This window comes from Nonomuraea sp. NPDC003214 (assembly GCF_053590035.1).
This window is the reverse complement of record NZ_JBSFSX010000003.1, coordinates 605,101-622,408: the sequence shown is the minus strand read 5'-3', so window position 1 is coordinate 622,408 and position 17,308 is coordinate 605,101. Positions and strand designations below refer to the sequence as shown.

Here is a 17,308-nt window from a genome sequence, read left to right as displayed (position 1 = left end):
CCCGGAAGCGGAGCGCCCATGACGACCCCGGACGAGGACATGCTGATCACAGGAGCGGGCACGGCGATCAGAGGCGTGGCGGGTCCGGCCGGCCTGCTGCGGCCCGCCGTGCCGGAGGCGTCCGCCGACCCGACGGCGAGCCTGACCGGGCGCGGCCTGCGCTACAAGGACCGGGCCACCAAGCTCGCGCTGTGCGCCGGCCGCGACGCGCTGGCCGACGCCGGGCTGCTGCTCGACCCCGGCCTCTCGGTGCCCGGCGAGAGCGTCGGCGTGGTCGTCAGCTCCAACTACGGCAACCTCGACACCGTCTGCGACACGGTGTCGGCCATCGCCGCGCACGACTACACCGCGACCAGCCCGATGGCGCTGCCGGGGACGGCCAGCAACGTCACCGCCTCCTGGGTGGCGATCACGTACGGGCTGCGCGGGGTCAACCTGACCTTGTGCAACGGGGCGACCTCGGGGCTGGACGCGGTCTCCTGGGCCCGCGTCATGGTCCGGGCGGGACGGGTGCGGCACATGCTGGTGATCGGCGTCGAGCCGGCCAACCCGGTGGTCGCCGAGCTGGTGGGGCCGACCTTCGACGGGGCGGCGGCCCTGGTGCTGGAGTCGGCGGAGACCGCGCGTGAGCGCGGCGCCACGGCGATGGCCCGGCTGGGACGCCACGCCAGACGGGAGACGCACGCCGGGGCCGTCGGCGACGTGCTCGGCGGCCTGCCCGGCGACCGGGTGGACTTGTGGTGCCGTCCGGAGACGGCGCCCGGCGACCGGGTGGAGAGCGCCGAGGAGCAGGACCTCACCGCCCTGCTCGGGCCGGCCTCGGGAGCGCTCGGCGTCGTGCAGTGCGTGACGGGCGCCGCCTGGCTGAGCGAGAGGGCGGGCGGCACCGTCCTGGCCACCACCCAGGGCGTGGACGCCGCCGCGGCGACCGTCCTCACGGGAGCGGGAGCCGCCTTATGACCAGCACCCACCCCGCGCTCGCACCCCGGCCCGCCACCGGCGGCCGGACGGCGGGTCAGGGGCGGGCCCTGAGGCTGCGGAGGGCGGGGCCGGCGGAGCCCGGGGTGCGGGCGGTGCTGCTGCACGGGCTCGGCGGCGGCCCCGCCACCTGGACCGCGTTCGCCGCGCTCGCCCCGCCCCGCCTGGAGCTGTGGGAGGCCGACCTGCCGTGGTCGGCGGTGGGGACGCGGGAGTGGACCCTCCAGCCGGACCCCGGCCGGTGGGTGGCGGACGCGGCCGAGGGGGCCGAGGTCGTCATCGCCCACTCCTTCGCCGCCAACCTGCTCCTGGAGTCGCTGGCCCGCGGGCTGAAGGTCGGCGCCGCCGTCCTGGTCGCGCCGTTCTACCGGGCCAGCCCGGCCGAGTTCGACTGGGCGACCATCGAGAGCTACCTGGCCGGGTTCCACACGATCCTCGATCACGGCCTGCGCGTCACCTCCAGCGACCGGCTGCCCCCGGACACGCGCCACGACATGGCGGTGAAGCTCCGCGAGCGGCTCGGCCCCTACAGCTGGATGCGCTTCTTCGAGGCGTACCTGCGCTCGCCCCTGGTGGACACGGCGGCGGTCACCACGCCGTGCCTGGTGGTCAGCGGGCGCGACGACCGGGCGGCGCCGCCGCGTGACGGGCGGGCGCTGGCCGGGGCGTTGCCCCGGGCGCGCTTCGAGACCCTGGCGGCCGGCCACCTGCCGATGATCGAGCAAGCACAGGCCTTCGCCGAGCTCGTCGGCGACTTCGTTTCCGCGCACACCTTGGAGATCACGTGAACACCACCCGGCTCAGGCCCCGGTACGAAGGCGCCAACGTCGGCACCTGGATCGGCTTCAAACACCTGAACTACCTGGTGGAGGAGGCCGTTCTGGAGCACCTGCGCGGCGCCGGGCTCCGGGTCACCGACCTGTATCACGACCACGGCCTGTGCGTGGACCTCGTGGACATCGACACGCGGATCCTGCGCGCGCTGCGGGTGGACGACGTGGCGGTGGCCGAGGTGGCGGCCGACGGCATGTCGTACACCGTGAAGATCACCGCCGAGGGTGACGCGCGCAAGGCGATCCACGCGCGGGCCACCGTGGCGCTGCGGCTCGACCCGTGGGGCGAGGACGTCAAGGACGCCCCCGCCGAGCTGGCGCCGTACGTGGTGAAGCGGCTGGGGGAGGGCGGGGCGGGCGAGCGGCTGCCCGAGGGCGTGACGGTGGAGGACCACCTGACCGCGGGCCGCAACGCGTTCGCCTGGAAGTGGCGCATCCCGTACTTCTACTGCCATTTCACCGAGCGGCTGCAGATGTCCGGCTACCTGCGGCTGATGGAGGAGGTCGTGGACCGCTTCCTCGCCGACCGGGGGGTGTCGGTCAAGCGGCTGCTGGACGAGCAGCGGCTCATCCCGGCCGTGCCGCACTCGCGCGTCACGATCCTCGACGAGGCCCTCATGGAGGAGGAGCTGTACGTCGTCTACACGGTCGAAGAGGTGTTCAAACGCCTGACGTACACCAGCCGGATGGACTGCTACGTGCTGCGGGACGGCGTGCTCGTCCGGACGGCGACGGGCCGGATCACCCACGGCTACGCGCGGCTGACCGGCAGGTCCGAATGGAGCCTGGTCGACCTCGACGACCGGCTCCACGACGCGCTGACCAACCGCCCGTCATGACGGACGTCCTGGTCACCGGGGTGGGCGCGGTGACGTGCCAGGGGTACGGCGCCGCCGCCCTGAGCGCCGCGATGACCGCCGCGGCGCCGCCGGTGCCGCAGCGGCTGACCGATACCCCGGCCGTCATGCGCCACCCGCTGATCCACCGGGTCCCGGGCGTGGCGTCCGGCGCGGTGGCGCTGGCGGCCTCGGCCGTGGGGGAGGCGCTCGACGACGCCGGCCTGGAGCTGCGGCCCGACCTGCGCGCCGGAGTGGTCCTCGGCTCCTGCCTGGGCGAGGCGGGCCCCGACGGGAGCCCGGACTTCCAGGTGGCCTCGGCGGTGGGGAGGCTGCTAGGCGCGTTCGGCGCCAACATCAGCGTCAGCAACGCCTGCGCGGCGGGCGGGTTCGCGCTGTGCCTGGCCGCCGACCTCATCCGCACCGGCGAGGCCGACGTGGTGATCACCGGCGGCGCCGACGCCTACTCGCGGGTCGGCTGGGCGTCGTTCGACCGGCTGGGCGCGGTGGATCCCGTACGGTGCCGCCCGTTCGACCGGGACCGCCAGGGCACGATCCTCGCCGAGGGCACCGGCATCCTGGTCCTGGAGAGCGCCGGGCACGCGCACCGGCGCGGGGCGGAGGCGTACGCGAAGCTGACCGGGAGCGGGTGGAGCTGCGACGCGCACCACCTCACCGCGCCCGAGCCGAGCGGCGAGCAGATCATCCGCGGCATGCGTGAGGCGCTGGCCGGCGACGAGCCCGGCTGCGTCATCCCGCACGGCACCGGCACGGTGCTCAACGACCTGGTCGAGAGCCAGGCCCTGCGCGCCGTCCTCGGGACGGCCGCCGACCGGGTGCCTCTCTACAGCGCCAAGGCCCTGCTCGGGCACACCGGCGGCGCGTCGGCGGCGATCGGCGCGGTGATGGCCTGCCTGATCCTGCGGGACGGCGCCGTGCCGGCCAACGTCCCGCTCGACGAGCAGGACCCGCGCTGCGAGGTCTACCTGCCCGTGGACGCGCCGGCGCCGCTGCCGATCCCGCGCGTCCTGGTCAACGCCTACGCCTTCGGCGGCGCCAACGCCTCGTTCGTCCTGGAGGCCGCATGATCGCGGTCACCGGGGCGGGCGAGGTCCACGCCCCGTCCGACGTCTCGCGGGAGCTGGGCCGGCGCGGCTACAAGTACCTGCTGCCCGCCTCCCGCTACCTGCTGGCCGCCACGCGGCGCGCGGTGGCCGGGGGCGGCCGGCTCGACCACGCGCCGGCCGAGCGGCGGGGCGTGGCGGTGGGCTCCAACACCGCCGTCCGCGAGTACTTCGCCCAGGCCATGACGGCCACCGGCCAGGAGGACCTGAGCCCGGCCATGGCGCCCTACTTCGCGATCAACGCGCTGGCCGCCCGCGTGACCGGCGAGCACGAGCTCAAGGCGTTCAGCCTGACCTGCACGTCGCCGCACGTCGCCGGGTTCGAGGCGATCGAGCTGGGCGGGCGTGCGCTGGCGGCCGGACGGGCCGACGTGATGGTCGTGGCCGCGATGGAGGGCACGGGCGCGGTGGCGCTCGTCGTCGAGCCGGGCGCCGCCCACCTGCCCCGCGTGCTGGCGCGCACCGCGTTCGCGCCGCCGGACCTCGTCGCCTCCGACCAGGGACGCCGCAGGCTGCTCGCCGACGCCGAAGCGGTCGTCGAACGGGTCGGGCCGACGCGTGTCCACGCGGTCGTCGACGGCTCGCCCGTGGCCGAGGCGGTCATCCGGGCAGTCGCCATCGCCGGCGACGGCGTGGTGCCGGTCGTCTCCGAGCCCGCGGCCGGCGGCTGCCTGGGGCCCATGACGCTGCTGTCCGACCTCCTGCGCACCGCGCGGGAGAACACCTTAGTGATCACCGCGACGGCCGAGGGCCACTACGCCTTCGGCGCCTTCCTCCCGGGGGTACCGGCATGCTGACCTCACTCGACAAGACCTGGGGCCTGGTGCTGGGCGCATCCAGCGGGATCGGCCGCGCGTGCGCCCTCGCCATGGCCCAGCAGGGCATGAACGTGGTGGGCGTCCACTTCGACACCGCGGCCGCGGCCCGATCCGTGGCGGAGCTGGCCGACGAGATCACCGCCTGCGGCGTCCAGGCCCGCTTCCACAACCTCAACGCCGCGCGCAAGTCCACCAGGGACGAGCTCGTCGGCACGCTCGGCGAGCTGACGGACGGGGCGGGGCTGAAGATCCTCCTGCACTCGCTCGCCTTCGGCACGCTGGTCAGATACCTGCCCGAGCAGACCGGCGGGCCCATGCTCACGCAGCGCCAGCTGGAGATGACCATGGACGTCATGGCGCACAGCCTCCTGTACTGGGTGCAGGACCTGTGCGCGGCCGACCTGCTCCGGCCCGGGGCCAAGGTCTACGCGATGACCAGCGCCGGAGCCGTCCAGCACCTGCCCAGCTACGGCGCCGTCTCGGCGGCGAAGGTGGCGCTGGAGGCGCACGTGCGGCAGCTCGCCTGCGAGCTGGCCCCGCGCGGGGTCGCGGTGAACGCGCTGCGCGCCGGCGTCACCCTCACCCCGGCGCTGCGCCGCATCCCGGAGCACGAGGAGTTCAGCCGCGACAGCGCGCGCAACAACCCGCACCACCGGCTCACCACCCCGCAGGACGTGGCCGAGGCCGTGGTCCTGCTGTCCGCGACCACCTCCTCGTGGATCACCGGCAACACGATCGGAGTCGACGGCGGCGAACTGCTGGCCGCGGGCGGCTCCTGGGCATCTCAGGAAGGGATTCGGCAGGATGGATGAGCTGGTCATCTCGGGATGCTCCGTGATATCCCCGTTCGGACTCGGCGTCGACGCCTTCGCCGCGGGCCTCGCCTCCGGCGACCGGCCGACGTCCGCCACCTCCGGCGGGCCGTACGCCGACGCCTGCCTCATCCCGGACTTCGACGTCCGCGCCGTCCTCGGCGCGAAGGGGACGCGGGCGATGGACCGGGCCACCGCGATCGCCGTGGCGGGCGTCGGCATGCTGCTCGACACCCCCGTGGCCGAGCACCCGCACCAGGTCGGCCTGGTCCTCGGGACGAGCTCGGGCAGCATCAAGAGCATCATGGACTTCACCGAGGAGTCGCTGACCGGGGACAAGCCCTACCACGTCGACCCGGCCCGCTTCCCCAACACGGTGATGAACCGGGCGGCCGGGCAGAGCGCGATCTGGCACGGGCTGAAGGGCCCCAACGCCACCGTGGCCGGGGGCGCCGCCACCGGCCTGCTGGCGCTCAACTACGCCACCCGGCTGCTGCGCCGCGACCGCTGCCGGGCCGTGCTGTGCGGCGCGGTCGAGGAGTACTCCGAGCAGCGCGGCTGGCTCGCCTGGCACGTCGGCCAGCGGGACGTCCCGCCGGGCGAAGGCTGCGCGATCTTCCTGCTGGAGTCGCGGGAGGCCGCGCTCGCCGCCTCCCGCGAGCCGCTGGCGGCCGTGCTCGGCTCCCGCTTCATGGCCTACGAGCGCGCGGTGGAGGTCCGCGCGATCCTGGCCGCGTGCGTGCGCGGGCTGCTGGACGACCTCGGCCTGCGCGCCGAGGACGTCGGCCTGGTCGTCTCCTCGGGCGCCGAGTCGGAGGACGCCGCCCTCGACGGCGTCGTCGGCCCGCAGGCCGAGCGGCGGAGCTGCCGGGACGCGCTCGGCGACACGGCCTCCGCCGCGTCCGCGTTCCAGCTCGCCGCCGCCCTCACCGGCGGGCCGTCCGGAGCCGTGACGCTGGTGACCTCGGTCGACCGCGACGGCGTCGTCGGATGCACGGCCGTGCGGCTGGAGCGCGCCGCATGACCGTGCTGGAGCAGATCAACGCGCTGCCCGAGGGCACCTGGCTGCGCTGCCAGGGCTGCGCCGTCCTCCTGCACCACGAGGCGCTGGCCAGGCACGAGCACACCTGCCCGAACTGCGGCCGGCACTTCCCGGTGCGCGCGCTCGACCGCGTCGCCATGCTGGCCGACCCGGGCAGCTTCACCGAACGCCACGCGAACCTGGCCCCGCTCGACCCGCTCGGCTTCACCGACCGGCTCGCCTACCCCGACCGGCTGGCCCGCGCCCAGGCCAGGACCGGGCTCAACGACGCCGTCGTCACCGGACTGGCCACCCTCGGCGGGCGGCCGGTCGCGCTGGCCGTCATGGAGTTCGCCTTCTTCGGCGGCAGCATGGGCTCGGTCGTCGGCGAGAAGGTGGCCAGGATCGCCGGTGACGCCCTGCGCGGCCGGGTCCCGCTGGTCGCGGTCTCCGCCTCGGGCGGCGCCCGCATGCAGGAAGGCGTGCTGTCGCTGCTGCAGATGGCCAAGACGGCCGAGGCGGTGCGGTCGCTCAGGCAGGCCGGGGTGCCGTTCGTCAGCGTGCTGGCCGACCCCGTCTACGGCGGGGTGGCCGCCTCCTTCGCCAGCCTCGGCGACGTGATCGTCGCCGAGGAGGGGGCCAGGGCGGGGTTCGCCGGCCCCCGGGTGATCGAGCAGACGATCAGGCAGGAGCTGCCGCCGGGCTTCCAGACCGCCGAGTTCCTGCTCGAACACGGCCACGTGGACCGCGTCGAACGGCGTCAGGAGCTGCGCGGCCTGCTGGACCGCGTCCTCGGCATCCTGTCGGGGGAGCGCGGCGCGGCTGCGCCCCCCGAGCCGCCCGCCGAGCCGCCCGCCGGGCAGCCGGCCGGGGACCTCGACGCCTGGGAGACGGTCCGGCTGGCCCGCGACCCGGGGCGGCCGAACGCCCGCCGCCGGGTGGAGGAGCTGTTCACCGGCTTCGTCGAGCTGCACGGCGACCGCCAGGGCGGCGACGACCCGGCGATCCTCGGCGGCCTGGCGCGGCTCGACGGCCTGCCCGTCGTGGTCGTCGCCCACCACAAGGGCGCCGACACCGCCGAGAACGTCGCGCGCAACTTCGGCATGCCGCATCCGGCCGGCTACCGCAAGGCCATGCGCCTGTTCCGGCTCGCCGAGCGCCACCGGCTGCCCGTGGTGACGCTGGTCGACACCCCGGGCGCGTACCCGGGGGTGGCGGCGGAGGAGGACAACCAGAGCGGCGCCATCGCCGAGTGCCTGCTGCTCGCCGCCGGGCTGCGCACCCCCGTCCTGTCGGTGATCACCGGCGAGGGCGGCAGCGGCGGGGCGCTCGCGCTGGCCGTCGGCGACCGCCTGCTCATCCAGGAGCACGCCGTCTTCTCGGTGATCAGCCCCGAGGGCGCGGCGTCGATCCTGTACGGGACGGCCGCCCGGGCGCCCGAGACCGCCAGGGCGCTGAAGCTGCGCGGCGCGGACCTGCGGGCGCTGGAGGTCGTCGACGCCGTGGTGCCCGAGCGGAACCTCGGGCCCACCCTGGCCCGGCACCTGCGCGACCTGCTCGGCGTGCCGATCGACGACCTGGTGGCCGCGCGCCGCGGCCGATTGCGCTCCTACGGGGTGTGGAGCACGGAGGGAGAAGACCATGACTGATCTCCGCGCGACCGTCGAGGCCACGGGCCGGATCCTGGATCTGGTCCGCGGCAGCGACGTGCGCCGCCTGGTGGTCAGGGGCGAGGACGTCACGATCGAGATCGAACGCTCCGCCCCGGCCGCCGTCACGGAAGCGCTGCCGGCGGTGGCGCGGCAGGAGGAGGAGCCCCGCGAGGAGGCCGCCACGGCGGTGACCGCCCCGCTGATGGGCGTCTTCTACCAGCGGCCGGCCCCCGACCAGCCGCCGTTCGTCACCGTCGGCCAGCACGTCGAGGCCGGGGAGCAGGTGGCGATCGTCGAGGCGATGAAGATGATGAACCCGGTCGTGGCCGGGCGCGCCGGCGTGGTGCTGCGCGTCAACGCCGCCGACGGCGACGTCGTGGAGTTCGAGCAGCCGCTCATGGAGCTGGGGGCGGTGGGCTGAGGTGGAGCGTCTGCTGGTCGCCAACCGCGGCGAGATCGCGGTCCGCATCGTCCGCGCCTGCCGCGACCTCGGCATCGGCAGCGTCGTCGCGTACTCGTCCGCCGACCGTGACAGCCTGGCCGTGCGGATCGCCGACCGGAGCGTGCACATCGGCCCCGCGCCCGCGCGGCGCAGCTACAACGACATCCCGTCGCTGCTGTACGCGTGCGCGCTGAGCGAGGCCGACGCCGTGCATCCCGGCTACGGTTTCCTGTCCGAGGAGCCGCTGTTCGCGACGGCCTGCGCCGAGGTGGGCGTCACGTTCGTCGGGCCGTCGGCCAAGCACATCGCGCTCATGGGCAACAAGCTCGACGCCAGGGCGGCGATGCGGGCGTGCGGCGTGCCGGTGCTGCCCGGCTCCGACGGGCCGGTGGAGAGCGCGCACGAGGCCGCCGAGGAGGCCGCCCGGATCGGCTACCCGCTGATCCTCAAGGCGGTCGCGGGCGGCGGCGGCCGGGGCATGCGCGTCGTCCGCGACCCCGGCGAGCTCGCCAGGACGTGGGAGGAGACGCGGGCGGTCGCCCGGACGCTGTTCCGCGACGACCGCATCTACCTCGAACGGTACGTGCCGCGCGGCCGGCACATCGAGGTCCAGATCCTCGCCGACTCCTTCGGCAACGTCGTCGACCTCGGCGAGCGCGACTGCACCGTGCAGCGCAGGCACCAGAAGCTCGCCGAGGAGTCCCCCGCCCCGTCGCTGCCCGGCGACCTGCGCGAGCGGCTGCGCGACGCCGCCGTGCTGGGCGCCACGTCGGTGGAGTACGTCAGCGCGGGCACCATGGAGTTCCTGGTGTCCGACGAGGGCGAGCCGTACTTCCTGGAGATGAACACCCGCCTCCAGGTGGAGCACCCGGTCACCGAGGAGCGCACCGGGATCGACCTGGTCGAGTGGATGATCAGGATCGCCCGCGGCGAGGCGCTCCCCTTCGGGCAGCGCGGCCCCGACCTCGGCCGGCACGCCGTCGAGGTGCGGATCAACGCCGAGGACGTGGCGCGCGACTGGGCGGGCAGCACCGGGCGCGTCGAACGGCTGCGGCTGCCCGGCGGCCCCGGCATCCGCGTCGACACCCACCTGTACGAGGGCTACGTGGTGCCGCCGTTCTACGACTCGCTGCTCGCCAAGATCATCGCCACTGGTCCCACCCGCGAGGTCGCGCTGCGGCGGATGGACCGGGCGCTGCGCGAGTTCAGCTGCGAGGGCGTGGTGACCAACGCCGACTTCCATCGAACCCTGCTGTCCGACGCGGGCTTCCGGGCCGGTGACTACCGGCTGGACCTGGTCGAGGACATCGTCGACAGGCTGTGCACGACCGAGAGGAGCACGACATGACCGCCTCCCTGGTGGACAAGGACGAACTGCGGAAGGTGATCGCGACGACGCTCGACATCGACGTCGACGAGGTCACCGACGACGCGCACTTCGTCCAGGACCTGGAAGTGGACTCGCTGATGGCGCTGGAGATCGCGGTGATGCTGGAGAAGCGGTTCCAGGTCAAGATCGACGAGACCGAGATGGCCGGGATCACCTCGTTGTCCAGCACGTACGAGCTGCTGTGCGGGTTGCTGGCGGAAGGGGCCGGACGGTGAGCGCGATCCTGCCGGCGGGCACGCCGCGTGACGGCGGCGTGCGCGTCGATCCGGGGCTGCCGGTGCTGGCCGGGCACTACCCGGGTTTCCCCGTCTTCCCCGGCGTGGGCGTGCTGGAGGTGGCCGACCAGGCGATCCGCGCGAAGTTCGGCGCGGACCTGGTGCTGAGCGAGATCGTCAGCGGGCGGTTCCTGCGGCCGGTCCTGCCGGGCGACACGATGACCGTGGAGGTGGCGGAGCAGGGCGAGGGGTTCGCCGCGGTGGTGAGCACCGAGCGCGGCGAGACCGCCCGGCTCCAGGTGCGCTACCGGGGGACGGCATGAGCGGCCCCGGGGAGATCGGCGTCGACCGGATCAGGAAGGTCATCCCGCACCGCTTCCCGATCCTCCTGCTGGACCGGGTCGTCGCCGTCACGCCGGGCGAGAGCCTGGTCGCGGTCAAGGCCGTCACCTGCACCGAGCCCTGCTACGAGGGCATCGGCGACGAGGCGGGGCCCGGCGCCTACGACTACCCGTGGCCGCTGCTGCTGGAGTCCTGGGCGCAGGCCGCGGCGCTGCTGGCGCTGTGGGAGTCGCCCAACCCCGACGTGCTGGCCGGGGACGTGGTGCTGGCCGGCGGCATGCGCAACGTGCGCTTCCACCGGCCCGTACGGCCCGGCCAGGTGATCGAGCACCGGGTGCGCATGGTCCGCAAGGTCGGCGAGAACGCCGTCATGGAAGGCGAGTCGCTGGTCGGCTCGGAGGTCGTGCAGGAGATGGGAACCATGATCGAGACGACTCGGCCGATCGGAGTGCTGGCATGACCGTCGCCCTGGTCACCGGAGGTTCGCGCGGCATCGGCCGGGCCGCCGCCGTCGCCCTGGCGGCGGACGGCCAGGACGTCGCGCTGTGCTACCAGTCCAACACCGAAGCGGCCGAGGAGGCCGCCAAGGAGATCGAGCGGCACGGCGTACGCGCCCTGATCAGGAAGGTCGACGTCACCGACCGGGCCGAGGTGCGAGCCTTCGCCGCCGACGTGGAGACCGAGCTCGGCCCGGTGCACACGGTCGTCACCTCCGCCGGGATCACCCGCGACCGGCCCCTCGCGCTGCTGCCCGACGACGACTGGGACCACGTCCTCGACGTCAACCTGGGCGGCACCCACAACATCGTGCGCGCGGTCGTCCTCGGCATGATGAAGCGCGGCGGCGGGCGGATCATCACGATGTCGTCGGTCGCCGGGGTGGCGGGCAACGTCGGGCAGACGAACTACGCCGCGTCCAAGGCCGGGATCATCGGCTTCACCAAGGCGCTGGCCAAGGAGGTCGGCCGCTACCGCATCACCGCGAACGTGGTCGCGCCGGGCTTCATCGAGACCGACATGACCGCCGACCTGCCGGAGAAGGCCACCGCCCAGCTCCGCGACCGGATCTCGCTCGGGCGCTTCGGTGCGGCGGACGAGGTCGCCCAGCTCGTGTCGTTCCTCGCCTCCGAGCGGGCCGCCTACATCACCGGGCAGGTCATCCGCGTCGACGGGGGGATGGCGCTGTGAGGTTCTACTTCAACTTCCGCAGCCCGTACTCCTGGTTGACCCTGCACGACCTGCTCGCCGAGCGGCCCGGCCTGGCGCGGCGGCTGGACTGGATCCCGTACTGGGACCCGGAGGAGGCCACGCTGCGCGAGCTCGACGCGGCCGGCGGCCGGTTCGGCTACTCGGCCATGTCCCGCGAGAAGCACCTGTACATCCTCCAGGACGTGCGGCGGCTGGCCAGGGCGCGCGGCCTGGAGCCGCGCTGGCCGCTGGACCGAGGCCCCCGATGGGAGGTGCCGCACCTGGCCTACCTGGTCGCGGCCGACCACGGCGTGGGGCAGGAGTTCGCGGCGGGCGTCACCGAGCTGCGCTGGCAGCGGGGGGCCGACGTGTGCGACCCGCGCGTGGTCGCCGAGCTCGGGCGCTCGCTCGGGCTCGACGAGGCCGCGCTGACCGGCGCGGCGGACGACCCCAAGCTGCGCGAACGGGGCATCGAGGCGCTGCGGACGGCCGACCGCGACGGCGTCTTCGGCGTGCCGTTCTTCGTCCACGGGCGGGAGAGGTTCTGGGGGCTGGACCGGCTGGCCGCCTTCGCCGAGTCGGCCGGCGAGCAGGACGCGGACGCGTACCCGCCGGAGGACCACCCCGGTGGCTGTGGCTGAGAGGAGGAGGGGATGAGCTCCATGGACTTCATGAGCACGCTGAGCAGGCACGCCGCCGAGTTCGCCGGCAGGCGCGCCGTGCTCTTCCACGACCGGCGGGGTGAGAAGGCGCTCACCTACGGCGAGCTCGACCTCGCGGCCCGCCGGATCGGCGGCTGGCTGGCCGGGCGCGTCGAGCCGGGCGAGCGGGTGCTGCTGTGCTACCCCGCCGGCCTGGAGTTCGTCGAGGTCTTCCTCGGCTGCCTGGCCGCGGGCGTGGTGGCCGTCCCGGCGCCGTTCCCCGACGCCTCCTCCCTGCACCGCGAGCGCGTCCTCGCGGTGGCGGCCGACGCCGAGCCAGCCCTGGTGCTCACCTCCGCGCCGCTCGCCGGGTCGCTGACGGCCGCGCTCGCGGACGGCGAGCCCGCCCTGGTGGCCGAGGCCGCCCAGTACGGCGAGCCGCTGCCCCGCCCGCACGCGACCGGGCCGCAGACGCTGGCGTTCCTGCAGTACACCTCCGGCTCGACCAGCGACGCCAAGGGCGTCATGGTCACCCACGGCAGCCTGGTCGACACCCTGCGGGTCGGCGCGGAGCTGCTGGACCTGCGGGAGGGCGCGCGGTTCTGCAGCTGGCTGCCCATGCACCACGACATGGGACTGGTGGCCATGCTCCTGCTGCCGCTCCACCTGGGCGGCAGCACCGTGCTGATGTCGCCGACCGACTTCCTGCGCCACCCGTGGCAGTGGCTCGACCTCATCGGCCGGCACGGCGCGGAGGTCAGCGCGGCGCCGAACTTCGCCTACGACCTGTGCGTACGCCGCGTCACCGACCAGCAGTTGCGCGAGCTGGACCTGTCCTCGTGGAAGCACGTGTGCAACGGCGCCGAGCCCATCGACGCGGGCACGCTCACGCGCTTCGCCGACCGGTTCGCCGCCGCCGGGCTCAAGCCGGAGTCGCTGACCGCGGGCTACGGCATGGCCGAGACCACGCTGTTCATCTCGGGCACCGCTCCCGGGCACGCCCCGGTCGTGACCACGGTCGACCCGTGGGCGCTGGAACGCGACACGCTGGACCCGGCCGCGACCGGCAGGGCGCTGGTGGGCTGCGGCCGGCCGAGGGCGCTGGAAGTCCTCATCGCCGACCCCGACACGGGCGCGGAGCTGCCGGAGGGCCGCGTCGGCGAGATCTGGGTGCGCGGCCCCGGCGTGGCCGCCGGATACTGGCGCAAGCCCGAGGAGACCCGGCGCACCTTCGGCGGCATCACCGCCACGGGCGAGGGCGGCTTCCTGCGCACCGGCGACCTGGGCGCGCTGCTGGAGGGCGAGCTCTACATCACCGGCCGCATCAAGGACCTGGTGATCGTCAACGGCCGCAACCTCTACCCGCACGACCTCGAACGCGCGCTGACCCGGGTGCACGCGGCGGTCGAGAACATGCCGTCGTGCGTCTTCTCCGTCGCCGTGCCGCGCGAGGAGATCGTCGTCGTCCAGGAGGTCAGGTCGCGGGCGCTCGCCTCGCCCGGCGAGCTGGTCGAGGAGATCAGGTCGGCGCTCAGCCGCAGGTTCGGCGTCGGGGCCGCCAACGTGTGCCTGGTGCGGCCGGGCGAGATCCGCAGGACGACCAGCGGCAAGATCCGGAGGCAGGTCACCAGGCAGCTCTTCGCCTCCGGCGGGCTGACCGCGCACCACGAGGCCCTGTCCCGCGCGGTGACCGCCCGCTACCGGAAGGGCGCCGATGGCTGAGCCGGTGCTGCCGCCAGTGCTGCCATCGGTGCTGCCGCCGGTGCTGACCGTCGAGCGCTGCCTGGAGCTGGACGCGCGCGAGGAGTTCCCCGGCGAGATCTGCCGCGCCCTGACGGACCTCGGCGCGGAACGCCACTACCTGCCCGGTGTGCCCGCCGAACGCCTGCTCGCCCTGATCAGGAGCCTGGCCGGCCGCGACTTCACCGTGGCGCTCGCGCACTGCAAGACCTACCTGGGCTCGGTGGCCACCTGGGTCGGCGGCACCCCCGAGCAGGTGGCCGCGCTGTCGGCCCGCGTCTCGGGCGGCGCCGTGGTCTCCCTGGCGCTCACCGAACGCGCCCACGGCAGCGACGTGCTGGCCGGGGAGGTCACCGCCACGCCCGTCCCGGGCGGCTACCGCCTCGACGGCGAGAAGTGGCTGATCAACAACGCCACCCGCGCCGACGTGGTGTGCGTGCTCGCCAGGACCGGCGACAGCGGCGACGCCCGCGGGTTCAGCCTCTTCCTGGTGGACAAGGACACGCTGCCCGCGCACGCCTACCGGTGCCTGCCGAAGGTGGCCACCCACGGCGTGCGCGGCGCCGACATCAGCGGCATCGCCTTCACCGGCGCCGTGGTGCCGCCGGAGGCGATGGTCGGGGAGCCGGGAACGGGCCTGGAGGTCCTGCTCAAGGGCCTGCAGCTCACCCGCACGCTGTGCGGCGGCATGTCGCTGGGCATGGGGGAGCACGCCCTGCGGATCGTGCTGGACTTCGCCGAGCACCACCACATGTACGGGCGGCCGCTGGCCGACCTGCCCCTCACCACCCGCGCCCTGGCCGACTCGTACGTGGACCTGCTGGTCGCAGAGGCCGTCACCGTGGTCTCCACCCGGTCGATCCACTCGCTCACGGGCGAGCAGAGCCTCGTCTCGGCCGTCGTCAAGTACTACGTGCCCACGCTGATCGACCGGACCCTGCAGCGGCTGGCCAAGGTGCTGGGCGCCCGCGCGCTGCTGACGGACGGGCCCTTCCAGAAGATCTGGCGCGACCACGCCATCGTCGGCGTCTTCGACGGCAACACCTGGGTCAACCTCGGCACGCTGGTCAACCAGTTCCCGGCGCTGGTGCGCGGCTACCGGCGCGGGCGCGTGGACGCGGCGGGGCTGGCGGCGGCGACCGGGCTGAAGCAGCCGCTGCCGCCCCTCGACCCGGCCCGGCTGAGCCTGGCCGCGCGTGACGGCTGCAGCCTGGTGCAGAGCCTGGCCGGCGACCCGGACGCGCCGCGGGAGCTGCGCGAGCGGGCCGACCGGCTGCACGAGGCGATGGCCGGGTGGCGGCCACGCGGGCGGGAGGTTCCGCCCGAGCTGTTCGGCCTGGCGCGCGAGTACGCCCGGCTGTACGCGGCGGCGGCCTGCGTACGGCTGTGGGCGGACAACGCCCTGGACGACGTGTGGCTGCGCGCCTGCCTGGCCAGGGTCTTCGACCGCCCGGACGCGGCCACCGATCATCTGCTGGACCTGACGCGGCGCGGCCGCGCGTTTTCCTTCCTGCGAGGAGTCGACCATGACGCTTGACCACATCCGCAACTGGCTGCGCGCACGGGTCGCGTTCTACGTGGAGCGGACGCCCGAGGAGATCGACCCGGACGTCAAGTTCGTCGAGGTGGGCCTGGACTCGGTGTTCGCGATGAGCCTGAGCGGCGACATCGAGGACGAGTTCGGGCTGGTCGTCGAGCCGACCGTGGCGTGGGACCACCCGACCGTCAACGCGCTGGCCGACTACCTCCACGCGGAAGCGGCCTGATGGAGCTGACGATCGGCCAGCAGGCCCTGTGGTTCCTGTACCGGCTGGCGCCGGAGAGCACGGCCTATCTGATCACCGTCGCGCTGCGCGTCCATGACGTGCTGGACCTCGACCGGCTGCGCCGGGCCACCTCGGCCGTCATGGCCAGGCACGAGGTGCTGCGCTCGGTGTTCGACGAGGTCGACGGGGCGCCCCGGCGGTCGGTGGCCGATCGGCCGCCGCCGTTCACGGTCACCGAGCTGGGGGCGGTGGACGAGAGCGAGCTGCGGGCCGCGGCGGCGCGGGCGGCGGGGGAGCCGTTCGACCTGGGCGTGGGGGCGTTCCGGGTCACGCTGGTGCGCGGCGGCGGCGGGTCGGTGCTCCTGGTGACGGCGCACCACATCGTCAGTGACGCGATGTCGCAGTGGATGATCCTGCGCGACCTGCTGTGGGCGTACGAGCAGGACGAGCCCGGCTGGCCGGTGATCACGCGGACCTTCGGCGACTACGTCCGGCACGAGCGCGAGCTGCTGGCCTCGCCGCGGCGGGAGCGGCTGGAGCGCTACTGGCGCGGCGTCTGCGAGGGCGCCGAGCCCGGGGGGCTGCCGGCCGGCCGGGCGCGGCCGGCGGGGGCGTTCCGGGGGGCCTCGGTGACCGTCGTGTGGCCGGAGGCGACCGGGGCGCGCCTGATCGAGCAGGCCAGGACGCTGGGGGTGACGCCCTTCGCGCTCGTGGTCGCCGGGGTGCAGGCGGCGCTGCACCGGCGGGGCGCGGGCGGCGACTTCCTCATCGGCTGCCCGGTCAGCACCCGCTTCGCCGGGCGGGCGCGCGACGTCGTGGGCTGCTTCGCCAACACGGTGCCGCTGCGGGCGCGGCTGCGCCCGGGGACCACGCTGGGGGAGGCCGCCGTGGCCGCGCACCGCGAGCTGGTGGCGGCGACGGCGCACGGGGAGTTCCCGTCGGCGCTCATCCGGGAGCTGACGCCGGGCCGGGGCCTGCCCTACCAGCTCGCGGTGAACCTGCTGTCGATGGACGCGATGGACCCGCCGCTGCCGCTGGCGGCCGACGGCTCGATCGAGGGGCCGGTGACGACCTACCGGGGGCTGCGGTTCGCCGTTCTCGACCTCGCGCAGATGGAGGGCCAGTTCGAGCTGATGGTGGATGTGCGCAGGGCGGGCGCGCTGTTCACCGCCGTGGTCAAGTATGACGCCGCCCTGTTCGACCGGCTCACGATCGAGCGTTTCACCGGGCGGCTCCGTCAGGCGGTGGAGTCGGGTCCGGATTCGCCGATCGGCAGGCTGCCGGCGGTGGACGAGAGTGAGGTGGAGCGTTTACTGGCCTTCGGTGAAGCATGAGTCATGCTCATTGTTATTGGCTGACAAAGGCGTCCCGCAACCCCTAATAGAATATTGTTCCCCCCTTTTGGTTTCTGGGGTCTGTCCCGAATGATGGGTATAGTTGCGTTTGGCCCGATCGGGCGCAAGGTCCCATCCTTGTGAGCCTGCAAGGGGAGTTCGTATGGGGGATATTT

General features: G+C 74.1%; 19 protein-coding genes. All 19 read left to right on the top strand.

The features are described from left to right. Positions 1-18 precede the first annotated feature (18 nt). The 19 genes from ACWDXC_RS11690 to ACWDXC_RS11600 are packed head-to-tail and all read left to right on the top strand — an operon-like array spanning position 19 to position 17,132. Positions 19-960, top strand: coding sequence for a beta-ketoacyl synthase N-terminal-like domain-containing protein (locus tag ACWDXC_RS11690; RefSeq protein WP_449980796.1), 942 nt, complete (start codon positions 19-21; stop codon positions 958-960). Further along, the gene (locus ACWDXC_RS11685) at positions 957-1,766 is read left to right on the top strand and encodes an alpha/beta fold hydrolase (RefSeq protein ID WP_449980794.1); all 810 of its coding nucleotides are present in this window, start codon (positions 957-959) and stop codon (positions 1,764-1,766) included. The genes ACWDXC_RS11690 and ACWDXC_RS11685 overlap by 4 nt, the downstream gene beginning before the upstream one ends. Then, the gene (locus ACWDXC_RS11680) at positions 1,763-2,650 is read left to right on the top strand and encodes a hypothetical protein (protein ID WP_449980792.1); all 888 of its coding nucleotides are present in this window, start codon (positions 1,763-1,765) and stop codon (positions 2,648-2,650) included. The genes ACWDXC_RS11685 and ACWDXC_RS11680 overlap by 4 nt, the downstream gene beginning before the upstream one ends. After that, positions 2,647-3,735, top strand: a complete 1,089-nt coding sequence (locus ACWDXC_RS11675) for a beta-ketoacyl-[acyl-carrier-protein] synthase family protein (protein ID WP_449980790.1) — start codon at positions 2,647-2,649, stop codon at positions 3,733-3,735. Before ACWDXC_RS11680 ends, ACWDXC_RS11675 begins: the two co-directional genes overlap by 4 nt. Beyond that, the gene (locus ACWDXC_RS11670; protein WP_449980788.1) at positions 3,732-4,568 is read left to right on the top strand and encodes a beta-ketoacyl synthase N-terminal-like domain-containing protein; all 837 of its coding nucleotides are present in this window, start codon (positions 3,732-3,734) and stop codon (positions 4,566-4,568) included. The genes ACWDXC_RS11675 and ACWDXC_RS11670 overlap by 4 nt, the downstream gene beginning before the upstream one ends. Next, positions 4,562-5,401: an enoyl-ACP reductase FabI gene (locus ACWDXC_RS11665; RefSeq protein ID WP_449980786.1), complete on the top strand. Its 840-nt coding sequence runs from the start codon at positions 4,562-4,564 to the stop codon at positions 5,399-5,401. The genes ACWDXC_RS11670 and ACWDXC_RS11665 overlap by 7 nt, the downstream gene beginning before the upstream one ends. Continuing rightward, positions 5,394-6,425 carry a beta-ketoacyl synthase N-terminal-like domain-containing protein gene (locus ACWDXC_RS11660; RefSeq protein ID WP_449980784.1) on the top strand — a complete coding sequence of 344 codons (1,032 nt, stop codon included), beginning with the start codon at positions 5,394-5,396 and terminating at the stop codon, positions 6,423-6,425. Before ACWDXC_RS11665 ends, ACWDXC_RS11660 begins: the two co-directional genes overlap by 8 nt. Further along, complete coding sequence (gene accD, locus ACWDXC_RS11655; RefSeq protein WP_449980782.1) at positions 6,422-8,071, top strand: acetyl-CoA carboxylase, carboxyltransferase subunit beta; 1,650 nt, start codon at positions 6,422-6,424, stop codon at positions 8,069-8,071. The genes ACWDXC_RS11660 and accD overlap by 4 nt, the downstream gene beginning before the upstream one ends. Continuing rightward, the gene (locus ACWDXC_RS11650; protein ID WP_449980780.1) at positions 8,064-8,495 is read left to right on the top strand and encodes an acetyl-CoA carboxylase biotin carboxyl carrier protein; all 432 of its coding nucleotides are present in this window, start codon (positions 8,064-8,066) and stop codon (positions 8,493-8,495) included. Before accD ends, ACWDXC_RS11650 begins: the two co-directional genes overlap by 8 nt. Before the next feature lies 1 nt (position 8,496). Beyond that, a complete protein-coding gene (locus ACWDXC_RS11645) occupies positions 8,497-9,864 on the top strand; it encodes an acetyl-CoA carboxylase biotin carboxylase subunit (RefSeq protein ID WP_449980778.1) in 1,368 nt (455 codons plus the stop codon). Next, entirely contained in the window at positions 9,861-10,121 is a 261-nt protein-coding gene (locus ACWDXC_RS11640) for an acyl carrier protein (RefSeq protein ID WP_449980776.1), read from the top strand. The genes ACWDXC_RS11645 and ACWDXC_RS11640 overlap by 4 nt, the downstream gene beginning before the upstream one ends. Next, the gene (locus ACWDXC_RS11635) at positions 10,118-10,444 is read left to right on the top strand and encodes a hypothetical protein (RefSeq protein ID WP_449980774.1); all 327 of its coding nucleotides are present in this window, start codon (positions 10,118-10,120) and stop codon (positions 10,442-10,444) included. The genes ACWDXC_RS11640 and ACWDXC_RS11635 overlap by 4 nt, the downstream gene beginning before the upstream one ends. Beyond that, positions 10,441-10,923: a 3-hydroxyacyl-ACP dehydratase FabZ family protein gene (locus ACWDXC_RS11630; RefSeq protein WP_449980772.1), complete on the top strand. Its 483-nt coding sequence runs from the start codon at positions 10,441-10,443 to the stop codon at positions 10,921-10,923. Before ACWDXC_RS11635 ends, ACWDXC_RS11630 begins: the two co-directional genes overlap by 4 nt. Continuing rightward, entirely contained in the window at positions 10,920-11,651 is a 732-nt protein-coding gene (fabG, locus tag ACWDXC_RS11625) for a 3-oxoacyl-[acyl-carrier-protein] reductase (RefSeq protein ID WP_449980770.1), read from the top strand. Before ACWDXC_RS11630 ends, fabG begins: the two co-directional genes overlap by 4 nt. Further along, a complete protein-coding gene (locus ACWDXC_RS11620) occupies positions 11,648-12,292 on the top strand; it encodes a DsbA family protein (protein WP_449980768.1) in 645 nt (214 codons plus the stop codon). Before fabG ends, ACWDXC_RS11620 begins: the two co-directional genes overlap by 4 nt. Positions 12,293-12,304: 12 nt before the next feature. Next, complete coding sequence (locus ACWDXC_RS11615; RefSeq protein WP_449980766.1) at positions 12,305-14,014, top strand: fatty acyl-AMP ligase; 1,710 nt, start codon at positions 12,305-12,307, stop codon at positions 14,012-14,014. After that, entirely contained in the window at positions 14,007-15,569 is a 1,563-nt protein-coding gene (locus ACWDXC_RS11610) for an acyl-CoA dehydrogenase (RefSeq protein WP_449980764.1), read from the top strand. The genes ACWDXC_RS11615 and ACWDXC_RS11610 overlap by 8 nt, the downstream gene beginning before the upstream one ends. Continuing rightward, the gene (locus tag ACWDXC_RS11605; protein WP_357587347.1) at positions 15,559-15,798 is read left to right on the top strand and encodes an acyl carrier protein; all 240 of its coding nucleotides are present in this window, start codon (positions 15,559-15,561) and stop codon (positions 15,796-15,798) included. Before ACWDXC_RS11610 ends, ACWDXC_RS11605 begins: the two co-directional genes overlap by 11 nt. Further along, a complete protein-coding gene (locus tag ACWDXC_RS11600; protein WP_449980762.1) occupies positions 15,798-17,132 on the top strand; it encodes a condensation domain-containing protein in 1,335 nt (444 codons plus the stop codon). Before ACWDXC_RS11605 ends, ACWDXC_RS11600 begins: the two co-directional genes overlap by 1 nt. The last annotated feature ends 176 nt before the right edge of the window (positions 17,133-17,308 follow it).